The 20,400-nt window shown below is 63.6% G+C and carries 25 protein-coding genes; 19 read left to right on the top strand and 6 right to left on the bottom strand.

The features are described 5' to 3' along the window. Positions 1–43 precede the first annotated feature (43 nt). From AC1DLV_RS00465 to AC1DLV_RS00455, 3 genes are all read left to right on the top strand, one after another. Positions 44–1,615 (top strand): GMC family oxidoreductase, encoded by a 1,572-nt coding sequence (locus tag AC1DLV_RS00465; protein WP_476800505.1) that lies wholly within the window; start codon positions 44–46, stop codon positions 1,613–1,615. Positions 1,616–1,759: 144 nt separating this feature from the next. Then, positions 1,760–2,347 carry an IMPACT family protein gene (locus AC1DLV_RS00460; RefSeq protein WP_476800506.1) on the top strand — a complete coding sequence of 196 codons (588 nt, stop codon included), beginning with the start codon at positions 1,760–1,762 and terminating at the stop codon, positions 2,345–2,347. Positions 2,348–2,418: 71 nt separating this feature from the next. Beyond that, entirely contained in the window at positions 2,419–2,820 is a 402-nt protein-coding gene (locus AC1DLV_RS00455) for a (R)-mandelonitrile lyase (protein ID WP_476800507.1), read from the top strand. Positions 2,821–2,847: 27 nt separating this feature from the next. On the opposite strand, the gene AC1DLV_RS00450 is transcribed toward AC1DLV_RS00455, so the two are convergent. Beyond that, positions 2,848–3,882, bottom strand: coding sequence for a D-alanyl-D-alanine carboxypeptidase family protein (locus AC1DLV_RS00450; protein ID WP_476800508.1), 1,035 nt, complete (start codon positions 3,880–3,882; stop codon positions 2,848–2,850). A gap of 218 nt (positions 3,883–4,100) precedes the next feature. Here AC1DLV_RS00450 and AC1DLV_RS00445 point away from each other — a divergent pair, with 218 nt between their 5' ends. Further along, positions 4,101–5,192 carry a hypothetical protein gene (locus AC1DLV_RS00445; RefSeq protein WP_476800509.1) on the top strand — a complete coding sequence of 364 codons (1,092 nt, stop codon included), beginning with the start codon at positions 4,101–4,103 and terminating at the stop codon, positions 5,190–5,192. A 67-nt stretch (positions 5,193–5,259) separates the two neighbouring features. Then, positions 5,260–5,868, top strand: a complete 609-nt coding sequence (locus AC1DLV_RS00440) for a nucleoside triphosphate hydrolase (RefSeq protein WP_476800510.1) — start codon at positions 5,260–5,262, stop codon at positions 5,866–5,868. Between the two features lie 73 nt (positions 5,869–5,941). Here AC1DLV_RS00440 and AC1DLV_RS00435 read toward each other — a convergent pair whose 3' ends face one another. The 3 genes from AC1DLV_RS00435 to AC1DLV_RS00425 form a co-directional block, all read right to left on the bottom strand. After that, positions 5,942–6,646 (bottom strand): glutathione S-transferase N-terminal domain-containing protein, encoded by a 705-nt coding sequence (locus AC1DLV_RS00435; RefSeq protein ID WP_476800511.1) that lies wholly within the window; start codon positions 6,644–6,646, stop codon positions 5,942–5,944. 116 nt (positions 6,647–6,762) lie between these two features. Next, positions 6,763–7,974: a beta-ketoacyl-[acyl-carrier-protein] synthase family protein gene (locus tag AC1DLV_RS00430; protein WP_476800512.1), complete on the bottom strand. Its 1,212-nt coding sequence runs from the start codon at positions 7,972–7,974 to the stop codon at positions 6,763–6,765. Position 7,975: 1 nt separating this feature from the next. Further along, positions 7,976–8,230, bottom strand: coding sequence for an acyl carrier protein (locus AC1DLV_RS00425; protein WP_476781403.1), 255 nt, complete (start codon positions 8,228–8,230; stop codon positions 7,976–7,978). A 196-nt stretch (positions 8,231–8,426) separates the two neighbouring features. Here AC1DLV_RS00425 and AC1DLV_RS00420 point away from each other — a divergent pair, with 196 nt between their 5' ends. The 12 genes from AC1DLV_RS00420 to AC1DLV_RS00365 all read left to right on the top strand — a co-directional run bounded on the left by AC1DLV_RS00420 (position 8,427) and on the right by AC1DLV_RS00365 (position 16,490). Next, the gene (locus tag AC1DLV_RS00420; RefSeq protein WP_476800513.1) at positions 8,427–9,281 is read left to right on the top strand and encodes an urease accessory protein UreD; all 855 of its coding nucleotides are present in this window, start codon (positions 8,427–8,429) and stop codon (positions 9,279–9,281) included. 15 nt (positions 9,282–9,296) lie between these two features. Further along, positions 9,297–9,599 (top strand): urease subunit gamma, encoded by a 303-nt coding sequence (locus tag AC1DLV_RS00415; RefSeq protein WP_476781405.1) that lies wholly within the window; start codon positions 9,297–9,299, stop codon positions 9,597–9,599. 7 nt (positions 9,600–9,606) lie between these two features. Continuing rightward, on the top strand, positions 9,607–9,867 hold the full coding sequence (locus tag AC1DLV_RS00410) for a DUF1272 domain-containing protein (RefSeq protein ID WP_476800514.1): 261 nt from the start codon (positions 9,607–9,609) through the stop codon (positions 9,865–9,867). Positions 9,868–9,876: 9 nt separating this feature from the next. Continuing rightward, entirely contained in the window at positions 9,877–10,182 is a 306-nt protein-coding gene (locus AC1DLV_RS00405; RefSeq protein WP_476800515.1) for an urease subunit beta, read from the top strand. After that, positions 10,182–11,894 carry an urease subunit alpha gene (gene ureC / locus AC1DLV_RS00400; RefSeq protein WP_476800516.1) on the top strand — a complete coding sequence of 571 codons (1,713 nt, stop codon included), beginning with the start codon at positions 10,182–10,184 and terminating at the stop codon, positions 11,892–11,894. Before AC1DLV_RS00405 ends, ureC begins: the two co-directional genes overlap by 1 nt. 139 nt (positions 11,895–12,033) lie before the next feature. Then, positions 12,034–12,579, top strand: a complete 546-nt coding sequence (locus AC1DLV_RS00395) for a redoxin family protein (RefSeq protein ID WP_476800517.1) — start codon at positions 12,034–12,036, stop codon at positions 12,577–12,579. Positions 12,580–12,792: 213 nt separating this feature from the next. Continuing rightward, entirely contained in the window at positions 12,793–13,395 is a 603-nt protein-coding gene (locus tag AC1DLV_RS00390; protein WP_476800518.1) for a glutathione S-transferase family protein, read from the top strand. Next, a complete protein-coding gene (locus AC1DLV_RS00385) occupies positions 13,395–13,934 on the top strand; it encodes an urease accessory protein UreE (RefSeq protein WP_476800519.1) in 540 nt (179 codons plus the stop codon). Before AC1DLV_RS00390 ends, AC1DLV_RS00385 begins: the two co-directional genes overlap by 1 nt. Continuing rightward, entirely contained in the window at positions 13,876–14,601 is a 726-nt protein-coding gene (locus tag AC1DLV_RS00380) for an urease accessory protein UreF (RefSeq protein WP_476800596.1), read from the top strand. Before AC1DLV_RS00385 ends, AC1DLV_RS00380 begins: the two co-directional genes overlap by 59 nt. Continuing rightward, positions 14,598–15,038, top strand: coding sequence for a DUF3995 domain-containing protein (locus AC1DLV_RS00375; protein WP_476800520.1), 441 nt, complete (start codon positions 14,598–14,600; stop codon positions 15,036–15,038). Before AC1DLV_RS00380 ends, AC1DLV_RS00375 begins: the two co-directional genes overlap by 4 nt. Next, positions 15,035–15,670 carry an urease accessory protein UreG gene (gene ureG, locus AC1DLV_RS00370; protein ID WP_476800521.1) on the top strand — a complete coding sequence of 212 codons (636 nt, stop codon included), beginning with the start codon at positions 15,035–15,037 and terminating at the stop codon, positions 15,668–15,670. Before AC1DLV_RS00375 ends, ureG begins: the two co-directional genes overlap by 4 nt. A gap of 61 nt (positions 15,671–15,731) precedes the next feature. Continuing rightward, a complete protein-coding gene (locus AC1DLV_RS00365; RefSeq protein ID WP_476836087.1) occupies positions 15,732–16,490 on the top strand; it encodes a class II aldolase and adducin N-terminal domain-containing protein in 759 nt (252 codons plus the stop codon). A 265-nt stretch (positions 16,491–16,755) separates the two neighbouring features. Here the strand turns inward: AC1DLV_RS00365 and AC1DLV_RS00360 are convergent, their stop codons facing one another. Together AC1DLV_RS00360 and AC1DLV_RS00355 are read right to left on the bottom strand one after the other, a co-directional pair. After that, entirely contained in the window at positions 16,756–17,391 is a 636-nt protein-coding gene (locus AC1DLV_RS00360; RefSeq protein WP_476800523.1) for an HAD family hydrolase, read from the bottom strand. A 99-nt stretch (positions 17,392–17,490) separates the two neighbouring features. Beyond that, complete coding sequence (locus AC1DLV_RS00355; RefSeq protein ID WP_476800524.1) at positions 17,491–17,670, bottom strand: hypothetical protein; 180 nt, start codon at positions 17,668–17,670, stop codon at positions 17,491–17,493. A gap of 131 nt (positions 17,671–17,801) precedes the next feature. Here AC1DLV_RS00355 and gcvA point away from each other — a divergent pair, with 131 nt between their 5' ends. Then, positions 17,802–18,695: a transcriptional regulator GcvA gene (gene gcvA / locus AC1DLV_RS00350; RefSeq protein WP_476800525.1), complete on the top strand. Its 894-nt coding sequence runs from the start codon at positions 17,802–17,804 to the stop codon at positions 18,693–18,695. A gap of 196 nt (positions 18,696–18,891) precedes the next feature. After that, complete coding sequence (locus AC1DLV_RS00345; RefSeq protein WP_476800526.1) at positions 18,892–20,295, top strand: MATE family efflux transporter; 1,404 nt, start codon at positions 18,892–18,894, stop codon at positions 20,293–20,295. Positions 20,296–20,400: the final 105 nt, after the last annotated feature.

The following is a 20,400-nucleotide window of genomic DNA, read 5'->3' as shown; positions in this document are numbered from 1 at the left end:
GACGCGCTATGCGCGGCTTCGTTTCAATTTCTGGGAGGAAACAATGGCAGCCCCATACGATCTCAAGGATGACAGCGTCGTCGTCATCATCGGCTCAGGCGCAGGCGGCGGAACGCTCGGCAATGAACTGGCGCAAAAAGGCATCGACGTCGTCATTCTCGAAGCCGGCGCAAGGCATGAATATGAAGACTTCATCAACGACGAATGGGACAGCTTTTCCCAGCTTGCCTGGCTCGACAAGCGCACTACCGGTGGTGGCTGGCGCGTGGCCAAGGATTTCCCCAACCTGCCAGCCTGGATCGTCAAGGCGGTCGGCGGCACCACCACCCATTGGGCCGGCGCGTCTCTGCGCTTCCAGGATCACGAATTCAAGGCGCTGACCAACTACGGCAAGGTCGAAGGCGCCAATCTGCTCGACTGGCCCATCACGCTCGCCGATCTCGAACCTTACTACGACAAGGCCGAGGACAAGATGGGTGTGACCCGCACGCACGGCATCGAAGGCCTGCCTGGCAACAACAACTTCAAGATCCTCAAGGCCGGCGCCGACAAGCTCGGCTACAAGGAATGCCATACCGGGCACATGGCGATCAATTCCGCCGACCGAGATGGCCGCATGGGCTGCCAGCAGACCGGCTTTTGCTTCCAGGGCTGCAAGTGGGGCGCGAAATGGTCGACGCTCTACACTGAGATTCCGAAGGGCGAGGCGACCGGCAAGCTGGAGGTCAGACCGCAATCGCACGTGGTCAAGATCGAGCACGACCAGTCGGGCAAGGTGACCGGCGTCGTTTATGCCGACAAGGACGGCAAGCTGCATGAGCAGAAGGCGCGCGTGGTGGCGGTTGCGGGAAATTCGATCGAAAGCCCGCGCCTGCTGTTGAACTCGCATTCGTCGAAATTTCCGAACGGGCTCGCCAATTCCTCCGGCCAGGTCGGCAAGAACTACATGCGCCACACGACTGGATCGGTTTACGCCATCTTCGAAAAACCGGTGCATTTCTACCGCGGCACGACCATGGCCGGCATCGTGCGCGACGAGGCGCGCCACGATCCCTCGCGCGGCTTTGTCGGCGGCTATGAAATGGAGACGCTGGCGCTCGGCATTCCGTTCATGGCGGCGTTCCTCGACCCGGGCGGCTGGGGTCGCTCCTTCACCTCGGCGCTCGACCATTACGACCACATGGCCGGATTGTGGATCGTCGGCGAGGACATGCCGCAGGAGCAGAACGCGGTCAAACTCCACGCCGAACTCAAGGACGACTACGGCATGCCGATCCCGGACGTGTGGTTCACCGACCATCCCAATGACGTTGCGATGCGCAACCATGCCTATGCCCAGGGACAGGCGATCTACAGCGCGGTCGGCGCCACGCGCGCCTTCCCGACGCCGCCTTACCCCTCGACGCACAATCTCGGCACCAACCGGATGAGCGAGAAGGCCGAGGACGGCGTCGTCAACAAATGGGGACAGACGCACGACATCAAGAACCTGTTTGTCTCGGACGGCAGCCAGTTCACCACCGGCGGCGCCGAAAACCCGACACTGACGATCGTGACGCTGGCTATCAGGCAAGCCGACCATATCGCTTCGCAGATGGCGGCCAAGGCGATCTGACCGGCCTCCCAAGGCGCAAAGGTCGTCGGACAGCAGATCGCCCGACGACCTTTTTCTGAATGTCCATCTGGAAGCCAGGGCATACGCGCAAGCATCGGCATCGCGATTGACGATCGCGACATCGCATTGTCTAACCACCGCCACATGTTCACGCTTACGCAACTCGAAACCTTCAGCCAGGACGTCAAGAAAAGCCGCTTCCTCGCGGCTGCCGGGCCGGTGTCGGACGAGGCGGCGGCGAAGGCGTTTATTGCGGCCCATTCGGATGCCGGCGCCAACCACAATTGCTGGGCTTGGCGCACAGGGCAGAACTACCGCTTCAGCGATGACGGCGAACCGAGCGGCACCGCCGGCAAGCCGATCCTGCAGGCGCTCGACGGCCAGTCGCTCGACAATGTCGCCGTCGTCGTCACGCGCTGGTTCGGCGGCATATTGCTCGGCAGCGGCGGGCTGGTGCGGGCCTATGGCGGCACTGCCGCCGCCTGCCTGCGATCCGCTGCCAAAATGGCCATCGTCGTCACCATCGAGGCGAAGGTCACTTGCGGCTTTGCCGATCTGGCCCTCGTCCAGGCGCGGCTGGCGGCCCAGCCGGGTGTCAGGACGATCGCCGAGGCATTCACCGCGACCGGCGCCGAGCTCACCCTAGCCCTGCCCGAGGCCGACACGCCAGCGATCGTGCGCATGATCACCGACCTGACCAGCGGGCGCGCCGTGGTCGTCTTGCCCGATTGAGTTTTATCCGGCCAAACAGTCGCGGACCGGCGTATGATGGCACCAAGCCACCAGCCACCAAGGAGATAAAAATGGAAATCAAACGCTGCGGCTCGCGGCCTTCGGCAAAGCCATCGCCCGATTATTTCACCGGCACGGTGCGCCAGGATCCGATCTTCGAAACACCAGCGCCTGCCCGACTGCGCGCGGTCACCGTCACCTTCGAGCCCGGCGCACGCACGGCCTGGCATACCCATCCGCTCGGCCAGACGCTGGTCGTGACCTCGGGCTGCGGCTGGGCGCAGGTCTGGGGCGGTGTGGTCGAAGAAATCCGCAGCGGCGACGTGGTGTGGTTCGCGCCTGGCGAAAAGCACTGGCATGGCGCCGCGGTCACGACGGCAATGACGCATATAGCGCTTCAGGAAGCGCTTGACGGCAGCGCGGTCGACTGGCTGGAGCACGTTTCAGACACGCAATACCAGGCGCCCGCTTAATCAGGCGCGGAAAGCTTCCAGCCTCGGCTACTGGACCTCGGCCATCGGCACCGGCGCGGATGTCGAGCCCTGCATCGGCACAGCACCCATGGCCGGCATGGACGTTGCGGCGGCCACCGGCATCGGGGCCGCGGGTGCGGCAGGAGCGGTCTGGTAGGCCAGGCTGCCGCCGGCTGCCTGGGGCATGTAGCGCACGATCAGCTCCTCGACATGGGCGTTGCGCTTGCGCGCGGTGTCGCCACCCATGACGACGATGATCAGCTTGCGACCGTCGGCATTGACCGACGTTACGATGTTGAAGCCCGACGCCCTGATGTAGCCGGTCTTGATGCCGTCGACGCCGTTGACGCGGCCGAGCAGGTCGTTGTGGCCGCGCACGCGCTTGCCACGGAAATTGAAGTCGGTAGCGGCGAAGTAATAATAGTTCTGCGGAAAATGCTTGCGCAGCGCCATGCCCAGCACGGCCATGTCGCGGGCTGTGGTGTGCTGTTGCGGATCGGGCAGGCCAGAGGCGTTGCGGAACACAGTGTTGGTCATGCCGAGCTGGCGCGCCTTGGCCGTCATCATGCCGGCGAAGGCCGCTTCGGAGCCGCCGAGATATTCGCCGACAGCAACCGCGACGTCATTGGCCGATTTGGTCGCCAGCGCGCGGATCGCCGCTTCGAGCTCGATCTGCTCGCCCCGCTTGAAGCCAAGCTTCGACGGCGGCTGGGAGGCAGCGTTGCTCGACACCGGGATCAGCGTGGTTTTCGACACACGCCCCTGCTGCAGCGCCTCGAAGGTCAGATACAGCGTCATCATCTTGGTCAGTGAGGCGGGATAGCGCGGCGCTGTCGAATAGGCCTGATACAGCGTGCGCCCATTGGAGGCGTCGACGACGATCGCCGCATATTTTTCCGATGCCGCCGCCACCGGCTGCGCGACATTCAAGGTCTCGGTGGTGGAGCAGCCGGCGAGCACAGCGACCACGGCAAACAGCGCCACAAGATTGCGGACCAGCCCAAGCTGCCGAAGCCTGGGAAATCTGAAGGGCAGCTGAGATAAGGTGGCCTGGGCTTGCAAGGGAAAAACCTGTCGGTGGTCGCCAAAGATTTAGGCTTTGTCACATGCCGGTCAGCAATTACAGCCGCAACGCTACAGAATGCGCGCCAAGCCGTCCATTTGGCTCGTCGCTGCCGACACATGTTGTGCCGATGGTGTTGAATATTGGTTACACCCCATGACTTGCGCCCGAGCCGGCAAATCGGCTCTCTTGGCGGCATGAAGTGAGGTGATTTGCGATGAATGTGTTCAGCTTCGGCGCCAAGGGAATTGCAGTCACGCTCGACCTGTCGGTCGGCCACATCGCCGACCTCGCCATCGAAAGCGATGGACGTACGCTCAAGCCGCTGCATCGCGCGCCATGGATCGACCGGGGCGATCTGCCCGAGGGGCTGCCGGAAGGCGTTGTCAGGCTGTCGGGCGATTTCTTGTGCGCGCCGTTTTCGCGCAGCGATGTCGAGCCGGCACCGCTGCATGGCTGGAGTGCCAACAGCGAATGGCAGCTCACCTCCGATGAGGCGATCCCCGGAGGCCGCTGGGCAAGTTTTCGCCTGGAACGCAAGATCATGGGGGCCATGGTCGAAAAGACGCTGATCCTGCGCAACGGCCACCCGTTCCTCTACCAGGAGCATGCGTTCACTGGCGGTTCTGGCGCGATCTCCGTCGCCCACCATCCGATGACCGAAATGCGCGCGGGCGGCCGCCTGGCGTTTTCGCCAAAGCGCCTCGCCGCAACGCCACCCGATGTGACGGAGCCTGACCCGGTGCGCGGCGCCTATCTGCTCGCCTATCCCGCACGCAGCGAAGACCTCACGCGCTTTCCGGCAGCGTCAGGCGGCACGGTCGACCTCACCGATTTCAGCCCTGACATCAGGCACGAGGATTTCGTCACTCTCGTCGAGGCCGATCATGGCAGCCTGGGCTGGACTGCGGTGGCGCGCAAGGCTGAGGCCGATGTCGTCTTGGTGCTCAAGAACCCGACCGAGCTGCCGGTCACCATGCTGTGGATCAGCAATGGCGGTCGTTATTATGCGCCGTGGAACGGCCGCAGCGGCGTACTCGGCATCGAGGACGGACGCACTGTTATCGGCCATGCCGCCTCGCTCGGTGACAACTGGCTGAAACGCGAAAATGTCGAAACGGCCTTTGCGCTCGGCGGGCGCGTCGCCTTCCGCCAGGTGGTGGGTTCCGTCACATCGGACAATGGCGAAGTGCCGTCCGTGGTCGAAGCCAGGCCGGGAAAGCTGCGCCTCAACTTCAGCGACGACACCAGCCGCGAAGTGCCGTTCGACGAAACCTTCCTGCGGATCGGACAGTCGCTCTTGAACTGACGGTGCTGCCGCCTCAATTTTGACGGATGCGCCAGCAGGATGCACATAACCATCATTGGGAAGGCCTATGTCAGAGATCGCTCATATCGCCGCCACCCTGTTCAAACGCGCCCACCATGCCGAGCGCTTCGTGATCGGCATAGCCGGCCCGCCCGGCTCGGGCAAGTCGACGCTGTCGGCAGCCCTGCACGACGTCCTGCCCGAGGGCTCGGCCGCGGTGGTGCCGATGGACGGCTTTCACTTCGACGATACGGTGCTCGACAAACGCGGGCTCAGGGCCCGCAAGGGCGCGCCTGAGACCTTCGACTTCGCCGGCTTCGAGGTACTGCTCAAGCGGTTGCGCGCCGCCGAGCCTGACATCGCGATCCCCGTCTTCGACCGCAGCGTGGAGCTGTCCAGGGCAGCGGCTGCCATCGTGCCCGCGGAGGTGAAGTTCATCCTCGTCGAAGGCAATTACCTGCTTCTCGACGAAGAACCATGGCAGCGGCTCGGACCGCTGCTCGACTTCACCATCTTCGTCGATGTGCCGCGCGAAGAGCTGGAGCGGCGGCTGGTCGAGCGTTGGCGCGAGCACGGCCGCTCGGACGCCGATGCCCGCCACTGGATCGACACCAACGACATGCCCAATATCGACCGCGTGCTTGCCGCACGCCGCAAGGCCGATCTGGTGATCTGAACTTCTAAAGGCTGTTTGATAACTCGCCCTGCCGCGTCAGATGACCGGCAGGGTAGAGCTAGCGAATGGCCTCTCAGCCACGGGCCGGAATATTCAGGCCCGCCTGCACCGCAGGGCGCGCCAGGCCGCGTTCCAACCATGCCGCGACATGGGTAAAACTGTCGAAACCAACGAGATCGCGCGCTTCATAAAAGCCGATCAGATTGCGCACCCAGCCGAGCAGTGAGATGTCGGCAATGGTGTAGTCGTCGTCCATGATCCACTTGCGCCCGGCAAGGCGTTGGTCGAGCACGCCGAGCAGGCGGCGCGACTCGTCGCGGTAACGTTCGAGCGGGCGCTTGTCGGCGATCTCGCGGCCGGCGAATTTGTGGAAGAAGCCGAGCTGGCCGAACATCGGCCCCACCGAAGCCATCTGGAAGAACAGCCACTGCACGGTCTCGTAGTGCCGCGCCCGGTCGGTGGGGATCAGGCGGCCGGTCTTTTCGGCGAGATAAAGCAGGATGGCGCCCGACTCGAACAGGCCGATCGGCTTGCCGCCGGGACCGTTGGGATCGATGATCGCGGGGATCTTGCCGTTGGGGTTCAGCGCCAGGAATTCCGGCGTCCAGCTCTCGTTCTTGCCGATGTTGATGGCATGGGCCTCGTAGGGCAGGTCGAGCTCTTCAAGGGCGATCGACACCTTCACGCCGTTCGGCGTCGGGAAGGAATAAAGCTGGATGCGGTCGGGGTACTTTGCCGGCCAGCGGGCAGCAATTGGAAATGGAGTGAGATCGCTCATCGTCGGTTCCTCGGGTGGGCCGGCGTGAGGCACGGCTGGTGGGACACGCAAAAGCTAGGCATGCGCAAGCGCTGCTTCAATATGCCTAGGTGAGGCCGGCAACGAAAGCGGCCTGGTCAGACCGCCTTCACCGCCACGACGGCATTGGTGCCGCCAAAGGCAAAGCTGTTGCTGATCGCCACGCGCACGGGGCGCTGCTTGGCCACATTGGGCGTGACGTCGAGGTCGCAGTCGGCATCCACTTCGCGATAATTCGCGGTTGGCGGCACGATCCCTTCGCGCACGGCCATGACGCAAGCGATCATTTCGAGCGCGCCGGAAGCACCGAGGCAATGGGCATGCATCGACTTGGTCGACGACACCGATAGCTTGTCGGCATGGGCGCCAAAGACACGCCGGATGGCCGTCGTCTCGATCTGGTCGTTGGCCTTGGTGCCGGTGCCATGGGCGTTGACGTAGTCGACTTCTTCGGGCGAAAGACCTGCATCTAGCAGGCAGGCGCGCATGGCAGCCTCGGGACCCTCGATGGTCGGCGCCACGATGTCGGAAGCGTCGCCAGACATGCCGGTTCCGGCAAGCTCGGCCAGGATGGTCGCGCCGCGCGCGGTGGCGTGTTCGTAGGTCTCGAGCACGACCATGCCCGCGCCCTCACCGAGCACCAGCCCCTGTCTGTCGGCGGAGAATGGCCGGCAGGTGTCGGGCGAAACGACGCGCAAGGCTTCCCAGCCCTTGATGATGCCCCAGATCAGCGGCGCATCGGTACCGCCGGCAACGATGGCGTCGGCGCGGCCGAGCAGGAGCTGATCCATCGCGGTTGCGAATGCGTGATTGGACGATGAGCAGGCAGATGTGACGCCGAACACCGGGCCACGCAGGCCAAGGCTCATGCTGACCTGGCCGGCCGCGGCACCCGGCATGACCTTCGGTACCGTGAAGATGCCTGTGCGGTTCTTGCCTTCAAGCAGGATCGCCCGGTAGCTTTCCTCGATCGCTTCCCAGCCGCAGATGCCGACACCGATGATCGCGCCCACCCGGTGGGTGTTCGTTTCATTGACGACGAGGCCCGAATGCCGCATCGCTTCGTTGGCCGCGATGACGGCAAGAAGGCTGAAGCGGTCCATCGAAACAAGCTGTTTGCGCTCGATGCCGTGCTCGGGCAGTTGCTTGATCTCAGCGCCGACGCGAATCTTGAGATCGTACAAGGCGGAGTTCGTCAGCGGCCCGATGGCCGAACGGCCGGCGCGCATGGCGTCCCAAATGGATGGAGCATCGGTGCCGAGCCCGCACAGCCCGCCGATTCCGGTGATGACGATGCGGGGACGCTTCATCTCAGGCGGATTTTGCGATCAGGGCGCGAACGGCTTCAACCATGTCGCGAACATTCTTGAGGCTGTTCCAGGCGTCGACAGTGTTCATCTGGATTTCGATGCCGTACTGTTCCTCGAGGTCGAAGATGATCTCGGTGAGCTCAAGCGAATGGATGCCCAGCGACGTCAGTTCGGTGTCGAGCGTGATCTCTTCGCCACCAGGCTCGGCATGCGCCTTGATCTTATCGATGATGTCCGTTGCCAACTGGTCGGCCATAGATACACTTCCCCAGAACTTTTTACATCTGCCAGGTCCGCGCCGCGCAATTCCTGCGTCGGGCTCGAGCCAGTCCTTTGGGCGATACTCGCCTTTGAATTGAGCCCAAAAGGCATCCCTGTATAGAAACCGAAACGCCGCGAGGCAACAAGCTATATATCGACAAACCCGTCAGTGTGGCTAACCTCAAGGCATCATGACCATCAACGCATCATTGTCCGCTGCAACGGACGCGGCAGCGATTTCCTCGCAACGCGTGGCAGCACATGCCCGCATCGATGTCGCGTTTCGCCATGGCCGCAGCCGCCTCGCCCGCCTCTATCAGGATGGCGCCGCCAAGATCAGATTGCCCGATACCGGCAGCGATCCGCTGGAGGCGGTGCTGATCAACATGGCAGGTGGCCTGACCGGTGGCGACCGGCTTGGCTGGGACGTTTCCATCGGCACAAGCGCACGCGCGGTCGTCACCACCCAAGCCTGCGAGAAGGTCTATCGCGCGCTTGATGGCGATGCCCAGGTCGATGTCCGCCTCACCGTCGGCGAAGGCGGTTTTTTGGGATGGCTGCCGCAGGAAACCATCGTTTATGACCGTGCCTGTTTTTCACGCACGCTCGACGCCGATCTTGCGGCGGGTGCCGAAGCGCTGATCGTCGAAGCAACGATCTTCGGCCGCAGCGCCATGGGTGAACGTGCCGTGCACGGCACTTTCCGCGACCGTTGGCGCATCAGGCGCGAGGGCCGTCTCGTCCACGCCGAGGATTTTTTCGTCGGGCCAGACATCGAGGCGACGCTATCCAGACCGGCCTCGGCCGGCGGGCGCATCGCCATGGCAACGCTGCTCTTGATCTCGGACAGGTCAGAGGTCTTGCTGGAGCCGGCGCGGCGAATCATCGGCGACGATGGCGGTGCCAGCAGCTGGAGCGTGGCCGGAACTGGCAAGCTTCTTGCGAGGCTTTACGCCGAAGATGGCTACACGCTACGTAAGCGACTCGTTCCACTCGTCGAACTGCTCAATGGCCAGGCAGGCCTGCCCAGGCTTTGGTCACTCTAGGATTTTGGTACCGGCATGAACCTGACGCCCAGGGAAAAAGACAAGCTGTTAATCGCCATGGCGGCGATTGTCGCGCGCAAGCGGCTCGAACGCGGCGTCAAGCTCAACCATCCCGAAGCCATCGCGTTGATTTCCGACTTCATTGTCGAAGGCGCCCGCGACGGCCGCCCGGTCGCCGAGCTGATGGAGGCCGGCGCCCATGTCATCACCCGCGACCAGGTGATGGACGGCATCGCCGAGATGATCCACGACGTTCAGGTGGAAGCCACCTTTCCCGACGGCACGAAGCTCGTGACCGTACACGAACCGATCCGCTGAGGCCGTCATGCTTGAGCTGCGCCCCAATTGCGAATGCTGCGACCGCGACCTGCCGCCTGAAGCGCCCGACGCGATGATCTGTACCTTCGAGTGCACCTTCTGCGCCGACTGTGCGACGGGCGTTCTCGCCGGCACCTGCCCCAACTGCGGCGGCAATTTTTCCGCCCGCCCGATCCGGCCCGCTTCCATGCTTGCGAAATACCCTGCCTCGACCAAGCGCGTGCTGAAAGCCGAAGGCTGCGCCCCCACGGTCAACACGGCAGCGTAGGAGCATCACATGATCCCCGGCGAAATCATCACCGCCCCAGGCTCGATCGAGCTCAACAAGGGCGCGCCAACGGTGACGCTCAAGGTCGCCAATTCAGGCGACCGGCCGATCCAGGTCGGCAGCCACTATCATTTCTACGAGACCAACAACGGCCTGAAGTTCGACCGCGAGAAGGCGCGCGGGATGCGGCTCGACATCGCCGCCGGCACCGCCGTGCGCTTCGAACCCGGCCAGGAACGCGATGTCACGCTGGTGCCGCTCGGTGGCAAGCGCGAGGTCTACGGTTTCCAGCAAAAGGTGATGGGAAAGCTCTGATGCCAGCAACGATTTCCCGTCGTGACTACGCCCGGATGTTCGGCCCGACCACCGGCGACAAGGTGCGGCTTGCCGACACCGAATTGTTCATCGAGGTCGAAAACGATTTCACCGTCTATGGCGAGGAGGTGAAGTTCGGCGGCGGCAAGGTCATCCGCGACGGCATGGGCCAAAGCCAGCTGTCGCGTGCCCAAGGGGCCGTCGACACCGTCATCACCAATGCACTGATCCTCGATCATACCGGCATCTACAAGGCCGATGTCGGGCTCAAGGACGGCCGCATCGCTGCCATCGGCAAGGCAGGCAATCCCGACACGCAACCAGGCGTGACCATCATCATCGGCCCGGGCACCGAAATCATCGCCGGCGAAGGCAAGATCCTGACCGCCGGCGGCATCGATACCCACATCCACTTCATCTCGCCGCAGCAGGTCGACGAGGCGCTGAATTCCGGCGTCACCTGCATGGTCGGCGGCGGCACCGGGCCGGCGCACGGCACGCTCGCCACCACCTGCACGCCCGGCCCCTGGCACATCGCCCGCATCATCCAGGCATTCGACGGCCTGCCGATGAACATCGGCGTGTTCGGCAAGGGCAACGCCTCGCTGCCCGGCGCGCTGGAAGAGATGGTGCTGGCGGGTGCCTGCGGCCTCAAGCTGCACGAAGACTGGGGCTCGACGCCGGCTGCCATCGACACCTGCCTGTCGGTTGCCGATGCCTACGATGTCCAGGTCGCGATCCACTCCGACACGCTCAACGAAGGCGGCTTTGTCGAGGACACGGTCGCCGCCTTCAAGGGTCGCACCATCCACTCGTTCCACACCGAAGGTGCCGGCGGCGGACATGCGCCCGACATCATCAAGGTCTGCCAATATCCCAACGTCATTCCGGCCTCGACCAACCCGACGCGGCCCTACACGGTCAACACTGTCGCCGAGCATCTGGACATGCTGATGGTCTGCCATCATCTGTCGCCGTCGATCCCCGAAGACATCGCCTTTGCCGAAAGCCGCATCCGCAAGGAGACCATCGCCGCCGAGGACATCTTGCATGACCTCGGCGCGTTTTCGGTGATCTCGTCGGACAGCCAGGCCATGGGCCGGGTCGGCGAGATGATCATCCGGACATGGCAGACCGCCGACAAGATGAAGCGCCAGCGAGGCGCATTGCCGGGCGAAAAAGGCAACAACGACAATTTCCGCGCCCGCCGCTACATCGCCAAATACACGATCAACCCGGCCATCGCGCATGGCATGTCGAAGGAAATCGGCTCGATCGAGGTCGGCAAGCGCGCCGATCTGGTGTTGTGGAACCCCGCCTTCTTCGGCGTGAAACCCGACATGGTGCTGCTTGGCGGCTGGATCGCCACAGCCCCCATGGGCGACCCAAATGGCTCGATCCCGACGCCGCAGCCAAGCCATTACAGGCCGATGTTCGGCTCCTTCGGCAAGGCGCTGACCCACAGCTCGATCACCTTCGTCTCCAAGGCCGGGCTCGAGGGCGGCCTGCGCGAACGCATTGGCGTGGAAAAGCAGATGGTGGCGGTCGAAAACACCCGCGGCGGCATCGGCAAGCGCTCGATGATCCTCAACGACGCCATGCCTCACATGGAGGTCGATCCCGAGACCTACGAGGTGCGCGCCGACGGCGAGCTTTTGACCTGCGAGCCGGCAACCGTGCTGCCGATGGCGCAGCGCTACTTCCTGTTTTGAGGACCGCGACCTGATGCCACGCCGGCAATGCTGGAACGGCCCCCGGCCAATTGTTATCTAGCTAGAGCTAGCAAAAAATTCGGCAGGATCCCCGAGCCCAAGATCGGGTGCTCCCGCTATCTTGGAAATGGAGTTTGACATGATCAGGAAGACAGTCCCTGCCGTTACCTTCCGCACCCGCGTGCGCGACGAAGCCGTCGGCGGCCCCAATCCCTTCCGCTGGGAAGACAAGACTTCGGCCGATTACTTCGACGGCAAGCGCGTCGTCCTGTTTTCGCTGCCGGGCGCCTTCACGCCGACCTGCTCGACCTTCCAGCTGCCCGATTTCGAGAAGCTGCATGCCGAGTTCCAGGCTCAGGGCATCGACGAAATCTACTGCGTGTCGGTCAACGACGCCTTCGTCATGAACGCCTGGGGCAAGTCGCAGAACCTCGACAAGGTGAAGCTCATTCCGGACGGTTCGGGCGAGTTCACCCGCAAGATGGGCATGCTCGTTGCCAAGGACAATGTCGGCTTCGGCATGCGCTCGTGGCGCTATGGCGCCGTCATCAACAACGGCCGCATCGAGAAGTGGTTCGAAGAAGAAGGCTTCTCCGACAACTGCGACAGCGATCCCTATGGCGTCTCCTCGCCGCAGAACATTCTTGAAGCCCTCAAGAACGACGCCGTCGCCGCAGCCGCATAAGGCTCGAGCCACGCGCTGATCAAAACCCCGGCCGCACCCGCGCGCCGGGGTTTTTCATGAAATGCACCAAGCTGGATTGCGCGCGCCTCCCAACAAGCGATTTCACCTAGCCTTCGTCACTGCGACTCTGATTTATCAGCTATCGTGGATCTGGCGGCTGTTCGACACCATTGTCCTGTCGATCTGTCGGTCAGCAAACTGAGAAGGGCGAGCATGTACAAAGCCTACGGTTCGCGCGGATCGCGCGTGTCGCGTGTCCTGTGGATGCTGGAGGAACTCGCCGAGCCTTACGAATTCGTCGAGATCGGGCTGGGCTCAGCGGAGGCTCATGCTCTCAACCCGTCCGGCAAGCTGCCGATACTGGTCGACGGCGATTTCACGCTGACCGACTCCGCAGCGATCTGCACCTATCTCGGCGACAAGCACCCGGAGAAGGGTTTTGGCGCCAATCCCGGCCTGCGCGGCCGCGCCGAAATGGACAGCTGGATGCATTTTGCCCAGTCGGAGCTCGAAGCGCCGTTGTGGAACAAGCTGCGCCACCGCTTCATCCTGCCGCGGGAAGTGAGGGTCGATGTCGGCCCCGCGGTGGCGTATGATTTTGCCAACGAGATCGCGACGCTCGACAAGCGACTCGCCGGCAAGGAATTCGCACTCGGCGACCGCTTCAGCGCCGTCGACGTAATCCTGGGCGATATCGGCAGCTGGGCGCGTGGCGGCAAGATCCCCATCGCCTCAGAGCGCGTCAACGACTATTTCGACCGCATGCTTGCCCGGCCAGCGCGTGCCAGGGCACAGGCCAATGGAGGTTCTTTCTGATGCTGCGCGCCATCCATCTCATTCGAGCCGAGGCCGTCCGGGCCGATGCGCAGCGTCTAATGCCCTTCGACGTCGCCGTGCTTGCCCATGACGAGCGCCACATCCGCCGCCGCGCCATCGAGCTTGTCCATGGCGACCGCGTGCTGGTCGACCTGCCCGAGCCTGTGGTGCTCGAAACCGGCGACGTGCTGGTGCTCGACGATGGCCGCCACGCCGAGATCATCGCCGGCGAGGAAGAACTCTACGAAATCCGCGCCCATGATGCGGTGCATCTGACGCAACTCGCCTGGCACATCGGCAACCGCCACCTCGCGGCGGCCATCGAAGCCGACCGCATCCTCATCCTGCGCGACCACGTCATCAAGGCGATGCTTGAAGGTCTCGGCGCCCATGTCACCGATATCTCGGAGCCCTTCGAACCCGTGCGCGGCGCCTATTCCGGCCAGGGTCATGACCATGGGCACGGCCATTCCCACGATCATGGCGATCACCACCACCACGACGACCATCATGGCGACCACCATCATCACCATGACTGAACCTGCGTCAGGCGGTGCAGCACTGCTGCGGCTGATGGCGTGGCTGTCGCCGGCATTTCCGGTCGGCGGCTTTTCCTACAGCCATGGCCTCGAACGCGCCGTGCATGACGGGTTGATTTCCAGCCGCGAGGACCTCGCCGGCTGGCTGACCACGCTGGCCGAAGTGGGCTCCGGCTGGAACGATACCGTGCTCTTCGCGGAGAGCTGGCGCCGCGCCCGCAATAGTGGCGACCTGCGCGAGATCGCGGAACTCACCGAAGCGCTTGCCGGTTCGCGCGAGCGGCATATGGAGGCGATGCTGCAAGGTTCAGCCTTCCTCACCGCCGCGTCCGCCTGGCCACACCAAGTGCTCGAAAACCTGCCCGCCGAATGCCCCTATTGCGTGGCCGTCGGCGCGGTCGCGGGCGCGCATGGCATCGCGCTTGAGGATGCGCTGTCGGCTTACCTGCAGGCGTTTTCGACCAATCTCGTCCAGGCGGCGATCCGCCTTGGCGTGGTCGGACAGGTCGCAGCGACAGGCATCGTTGCCGCGTTTGAGCCGACAGCACTGTCCGTCGCCGCCCGCGCGGCGACATCGAGCCTCGATGACCTAGGCTCGGCCGCCATCACCTCCGATATCATGGCCATGCGCCACGAAACCCAGCATTCGAGGCTCTTCCGCTCATGATCCTGCTCGCCTTCGCGCTCGCCGCCGTGCTCTATCTCTTGACCTCGCTGCACGTTTACTGGGGCCTTGGCGGCGTCTGGCCGGGCACGGACGCGGCGTCCTGCGCCCGCACCGTCGCTGGTTTCCGCGGCGTCGACGCTATGCCGACGCCTTTTGCAAGCTTCGCCGTCGCTGCCTGCCTCGTCGTCGCCACGCTCTGGCCCCTGGCGCTTGTCGGCGTCTTCGCCACGCCGTTTCCCAAGGCGGGCCTGGCCGCCTCGGCCTTGATGATCGCGCTTGTCTTTCTCGGCCGCGGCATCGCCGGCTTCACGCCTGCATGGCGCAGGCTGACGCCCGAAATGCCGTTCGCACGGCTTGATCGGCTGTATTATTCGCCGCTGTGCCTTGTCCTCGGCCTTGCCTTTGCCATCCTCGCCTTCAACGGATTTCAGTCATGACATCGAAAAACGGTCCGCTTCGCATTGGTATCGGTGGCCCCGTCGGCTCGGGCAAGACCACGCTGACCGAGAAATTGTGCAAGGCGCTGCGCGACGAATTCTCCATCGCCGTCGTCACCAACGACATCTACACCAAGGAAGACGCGCTGATGCTCGCCCGCCTGCAGGCGCTGCCGGAAGAGCGCATCATGGGCGTGGAAACCGGCGGATGCCCGCATACGGCGATCCGCGAGGACGCCTCGATCAATCTCCAGGCCATCGCCGAGATGCACCGCAAATTCCCCGATCTCGACATCGTCTTCATCGAGTCGGGCGGCGACAACCTTGCCGCCACCTTCTCGCCCGACCTCGCCGATCTCACGCTCTACGTCATCTCGGTCTGCCAGGGCGAAGAGATCCCGCGCAAGGGAGGCCCCGGCATCACCCGCTCCGACTTCCTGGTCATCAACAAGAGCGACCTTGCACCTTATGTGAACGTCAATCTCGAGGTCATGGAAGGCGACGCGGCACGCCAGCGCGGCAAGCGCCCGTTCGGCTTCACCGACCTTTCGCGCGGCAAGGGGCTCGAAGCCGTCATCGATTTCATCGTTGAAAATGGCGGGCTGCGCCTGGACCAGCGGATTTCAGGCTGATCGGCGATTGCCGCGCCAGCCGTGGCGCGGCATTCTTCCTCCAGCTTCCAGGGAGGAACACATGGCCGTCACCCAGCTCAAGCAGACCAACCTGCCGTTTTATGAGGAGCGCGTCGACCTCGCCTGCGCCTTCCGCTGGACGGCGCGGCTCAACATGCATGAGGCGGTGGCCAACCACTTCTCGCTTGCCGTCAACGACGACGGCTCAAAATTCCTGATGAACCCCAACCAGGTGCATTTCTCGCGCATCAAGGCGAGCGACCTTCTGCTCATCGACGCCAACGATCCCGAAACGATGACCGGGCCGAACGCGCCCGATCCCACCGCCTGGGGCCTGCACGGTGCTGTCCACCGCAATTGCGCTCATGCGCGCTGCGTCATGCATGTGCATTCGATCCACGCCACGGTGCTCGCGTCGCTGGCCGATTCCACCTTGCCGCCGATCGACCAGAACACGGCGATCTTCTTCCGCCGCCATGTCGTCGACGCCCATTATGGCGGGCTCGCCTTCGAGGAAGAAGGCGAGCGCTGCTCGCAATTGCTCGCCGATCCCAAGGTCAAGGTGATGATCATGGGCAATCATGGCGTTCTGGTCATCGGCGACAGCGTCGCCGACACCTTCAACCGGCTCTATTATTTCGAGCGCGCCTGCGAAACCTATATCAAGGCGCTGTGGACCGGCCGGTCGCTGCGCGTGCTGTCCGACGAGATCGCCGAGAAGGCAGCGCTCGAGCAGGAGGACTATCCCGGCCAGGCCGAACGCCACCTCGCCGAACTCAAGGCGATCCTCGACGAGCAGGAGCCGGTGTACCGGAACTGAGCGGGCGGGATTTAGCTCGTCAGCGCTTCAATCGGCAACGTCACGGCATGGATCCCCGGGGTCTCCGCACTCGCTACGCTCGTGCTCCAACCCGAGGATGACGAGGGTGAGATGACGCCGTTGCCATTTGCTGTCGTTGGATATTAGCCGCTAGTCCTCATGCCTTCGTCATCCTCGGGCGGAGCAGGAGCGAAGCGAGTGCGGAGACCCCGGGGATCCATGCCGTGACAGTCAAACTGCCACAGCGGTCCCCTGCTCGTGTGCCTCAGTCCAGCCCGAGCAACGCCCGAACCTCGTCGGCACTATGCGCCACCAGCGCGCCGGCCGGTCCGTCGATCTTGTCCTGCGGCCAAAAGATGGTGCGCATGCCGGCGGCCACGCCAGCTGTCGCACCGGTGACGGAATCTTCCATCACCACCGTGTCGGCTGGGTCGATTTCGGTCAGCCACGCCGCGCGCAGATAGGGTTCAGGATCGGGCTTGCCGTTGCGTACATCGTTGCGGCTGATCGTCTTCATCGTCGGCTCGTGGATGCCTACGGCGCGCAAATTCGCCTCGACCACCATGCGGTCTGAGTTCGACACGATTGCCTGCACCACGCCCCTGGCCTTCAGGTCGCGAAAGATTTCCATGGCTCCCTCACGCGGCAGAAGGCTCGGCGCGTGGCCCATATAGTGATCGTATTTCAGCGCGATCCATTCATCGAATTCGAGACCGAGGCCAAACTGCTCCCGCAGCACCTCATAGACCGGCTTTGCCGCCTGACCCACGACCCGCGCATGCAGGTCAGCCGGCGGCTCGATGCCAGCGCTGCGCAGGGCCGCCACAAGCGCCCTTTCGTGCAGCGGCTCGCTGTCGATCAGCGTGCCGTCCATATCCCAGTACACTGCCTTCGGAATCATATGACCGGTCCTTGTTCACCCCATAGCTCATAGGAGCTTTGGCGGCGGAATTGAACCGGTCATATGATAGAGGAAAACACGTGCTCATGCGGTGTTCTTTCAAAGATGCCGGCCGCAAGGGTCGTTGCCGTCGAGATAACCCATGTCGCGCTTGAGGTGATCCGGCAGGTCCCTGAAATCAAGTACGCGCCTGCGCGTGCGCCAGCCAAAGGCAGACGCCAGACGCGATGTGAGGGAAACCGGTTCGCGATGAATGAGACTTGCCTGTGTCGTGTTCATGATCTCGACCTCCGCTGATACTTGAAATACGCTGATGCGTTGATCTAGATATTGGTCCTGGAAGCCCAGCAATTCCAATCGAACGTCGATCAGGATCCATTAAGAGCCCTTATGCATAGGACGACGATATCATGAATATGCAGCTGCCGCCGCTGGCCGCGATCAGGGTGTTCGAGGCCGCCGCCCGCCATGCCAGCTTCACCAAGGCCGCGGCTGAACTCGGCATGACCCAGGCTGCGGTGAGCTATCAGATCAAGCTTCTGGAGGAACGCGTCGGGGCGCCGCTCTTCCTGCGCAAACCTCGCCAGGTCGTGCTGACGGATGCGGGCAGCCGCTTGGCGCCGGCCGTCACCGATGCCTTCAACATTCTGAGCGAGGCCTACGCCAACGCCCGCGCCGGATCGGGCGGCACGCTTTGCATCTCCACCTTGCTCACCTTCGCCTCCAACTGGCTGGCGCGGCACATCGGCTCGTTCCAGATTCGCCATCCTGCAATCGCGGTGCGGCTCGACACATCGAACCATCTGGTCGACTTTTCGCGCGAGGAGGTCGACATCGGCATCCGCTCCGGCGACGGCAACTGGCCGGGGCTGGTCACCCACCTTTTGTTTCGGGCCCAGTACGCGCCGATGCTGAGCCCGATGCTGGCCGACAGCATCGGCGGCATCAAGGAACCCGCCGACCTTTTGAAGCTGCGCATCCTCGACCCCAACGATGTCTGGTGGAAACGCTGGTTCACGCAGGCTGGTGTGCCGACCGACAGCCTGGACGGACGGCCCGACACCTCGATGGGCTCGCAAGCCTACGAGGCGAACGCGGCGATGGCCGGCCAGGGCGTGGCGATCCTGACGCGCACCTTCTTCACCGCCGAACTGGCCGAAGGCCGCCTGATCCAGCCCTTCGACCTCGTTGGCGATGACGGCGACGCCTACTGGCTGGTCTACCCCGAGGCACGCCGCAATGTGCCCAAGATCCGCGCCTTCCGCGACTGGCTCCTTGCCGAAATGGGGTGCTCCGAAAGCTGACGGCAACGGGCGCGCGCGGCCCCCAGGGTCATCGCACGCAACCGCCCTGGCTCAATGCTTGGACGCAGTGACAGCTTGCCACTTCAGCCCGATTGCTGCAAAACGCTGGCCAAGGCGAGGCAAAACCAAACGTTTTGAGGCCTAATCGACTGATATCGGCGGCATATCTCGCGATATCGGCACGAAAGACGAAAAAATGTCTGCGATCGCAACCGGCGCGCAATCACCGGCAACTCCTTGGCGTCACGAAATTCGTGCGATGCTGGCGCTCGCCTGGCCGATGATCCTCACCAACCTGGCGCAGACGGCGATGACCGCCACCGACGTCATGATGCTCGGCCGGCTCGGTCCCGATGCGCTCGCTGCCGGCGCGCTCGGCTCGAACCTCTATTTCGCGCCGCTGATCTTCGGGCTTGGCCTGATGTATGCGACCTCGCCGATGATGGCCGCCGAGCTCGGCCGCAAGCGCCATTCGGTGCGTGATGTCCGCCGCACCGTGCGCCAGGGCCTGTGGCTCGCCGTCCTCATCTCCATACCGATCTGGGGCCTGTTGTGGTTCACCGAGCCGATCCTGCTCGTCATGGGCCAGGAGCCCAAGCTCGCCGAGCAGGCCGGCATCTATGTGCATCACCTGCAATGGGCGGCGTTGCCGTTCTTCGGCTACATCGTCTTGCGCTCCTTCATCTCGGCACTTGAGCGCCCCGGCTGGGCGCTGGTCATCATGGCGATCGCCGTTGCTGCCAATGCGCTCGGCAACTGGCTTTTGGTGTTCGGCAAATGGGGTTTCCCTGAGATGGGCATCGCCGGTTCGGGCCTCGCAACCAGCATCGCCAGCGCGATGATGTTTGTCGGCATGGCGGCCGTGGTGATGATGGAAAAGAAGTTCCGCCGCTACCGGCTGTTCGGCCGCTTCTGGCGGGCCGACTGGCCACGCTTCAAGGCCCTGCTCAAGCTGGGTGCTCCGATCTCCGGCATCCTTGCCTTCGAGGTGACCATCTTCAATGCCGCCGCCTTCCTGATGGGCCTGATCAACTCGGCGTCGCTTGCCGCACACGCCATCGCCATCCAGATCTGCGCTGTCACCTTCATGATCCCGCTCGGCCTTGGCCAAGCAGTCACCGTGCGCGTCGGGCTCGCCTTTGGCGCGAAGGACCATGACGGCATCACCCGTGCCGGCTGGACCGCCTATGTGCTCGGCGTATCGTTCATGGCGCTGATGGCGCTGGTCATGGTCTTATGGCCGCATGCCCTGATCGGCGCGTTCATCGACGTCAGCGACCCGGCCAACGCCAATGTCATCGGCCTTGCCATCACTTTCCTCGTCTTCGCCGCCCTGTTCCAGGTCGTCGACGGCGCGCAGGCGGTGTCTGCCGGCATGCTGCGCGGCCTGCAGGACACCACCATTCCGATGATCTACGCGGCGATCGGCTATTGGGGCATCGGCCTGCCGCTCGGCGTGGTGCTCGCCTTCCATTTCGGCTTCGAGGGCCGCGGCATCTGGATCGGCCTGTTCACCGGCCTCGCCGTAGTGTCGGCGCTGCTTTTGTGGCGCTGGCTCAGGCGCGAAAAGCTTGGCCTCATGGACCGGCCGGTGATCTGACGAAAAGGGCCGCAACGAGCGTCATCCCGGGCGACTGAGCGAAGCGAAGTAAGACCCGGGACCCATTGGTCCGGCCAACGTGGAGCACGGCCGGGTCCTCACCAT

It is taken from the genome of Aminobacter sp. 01T433, from assembly GCF_056398585.1.
This window is presented reverse-complemented; position numbering and strand designations above follow the sequence as displayed.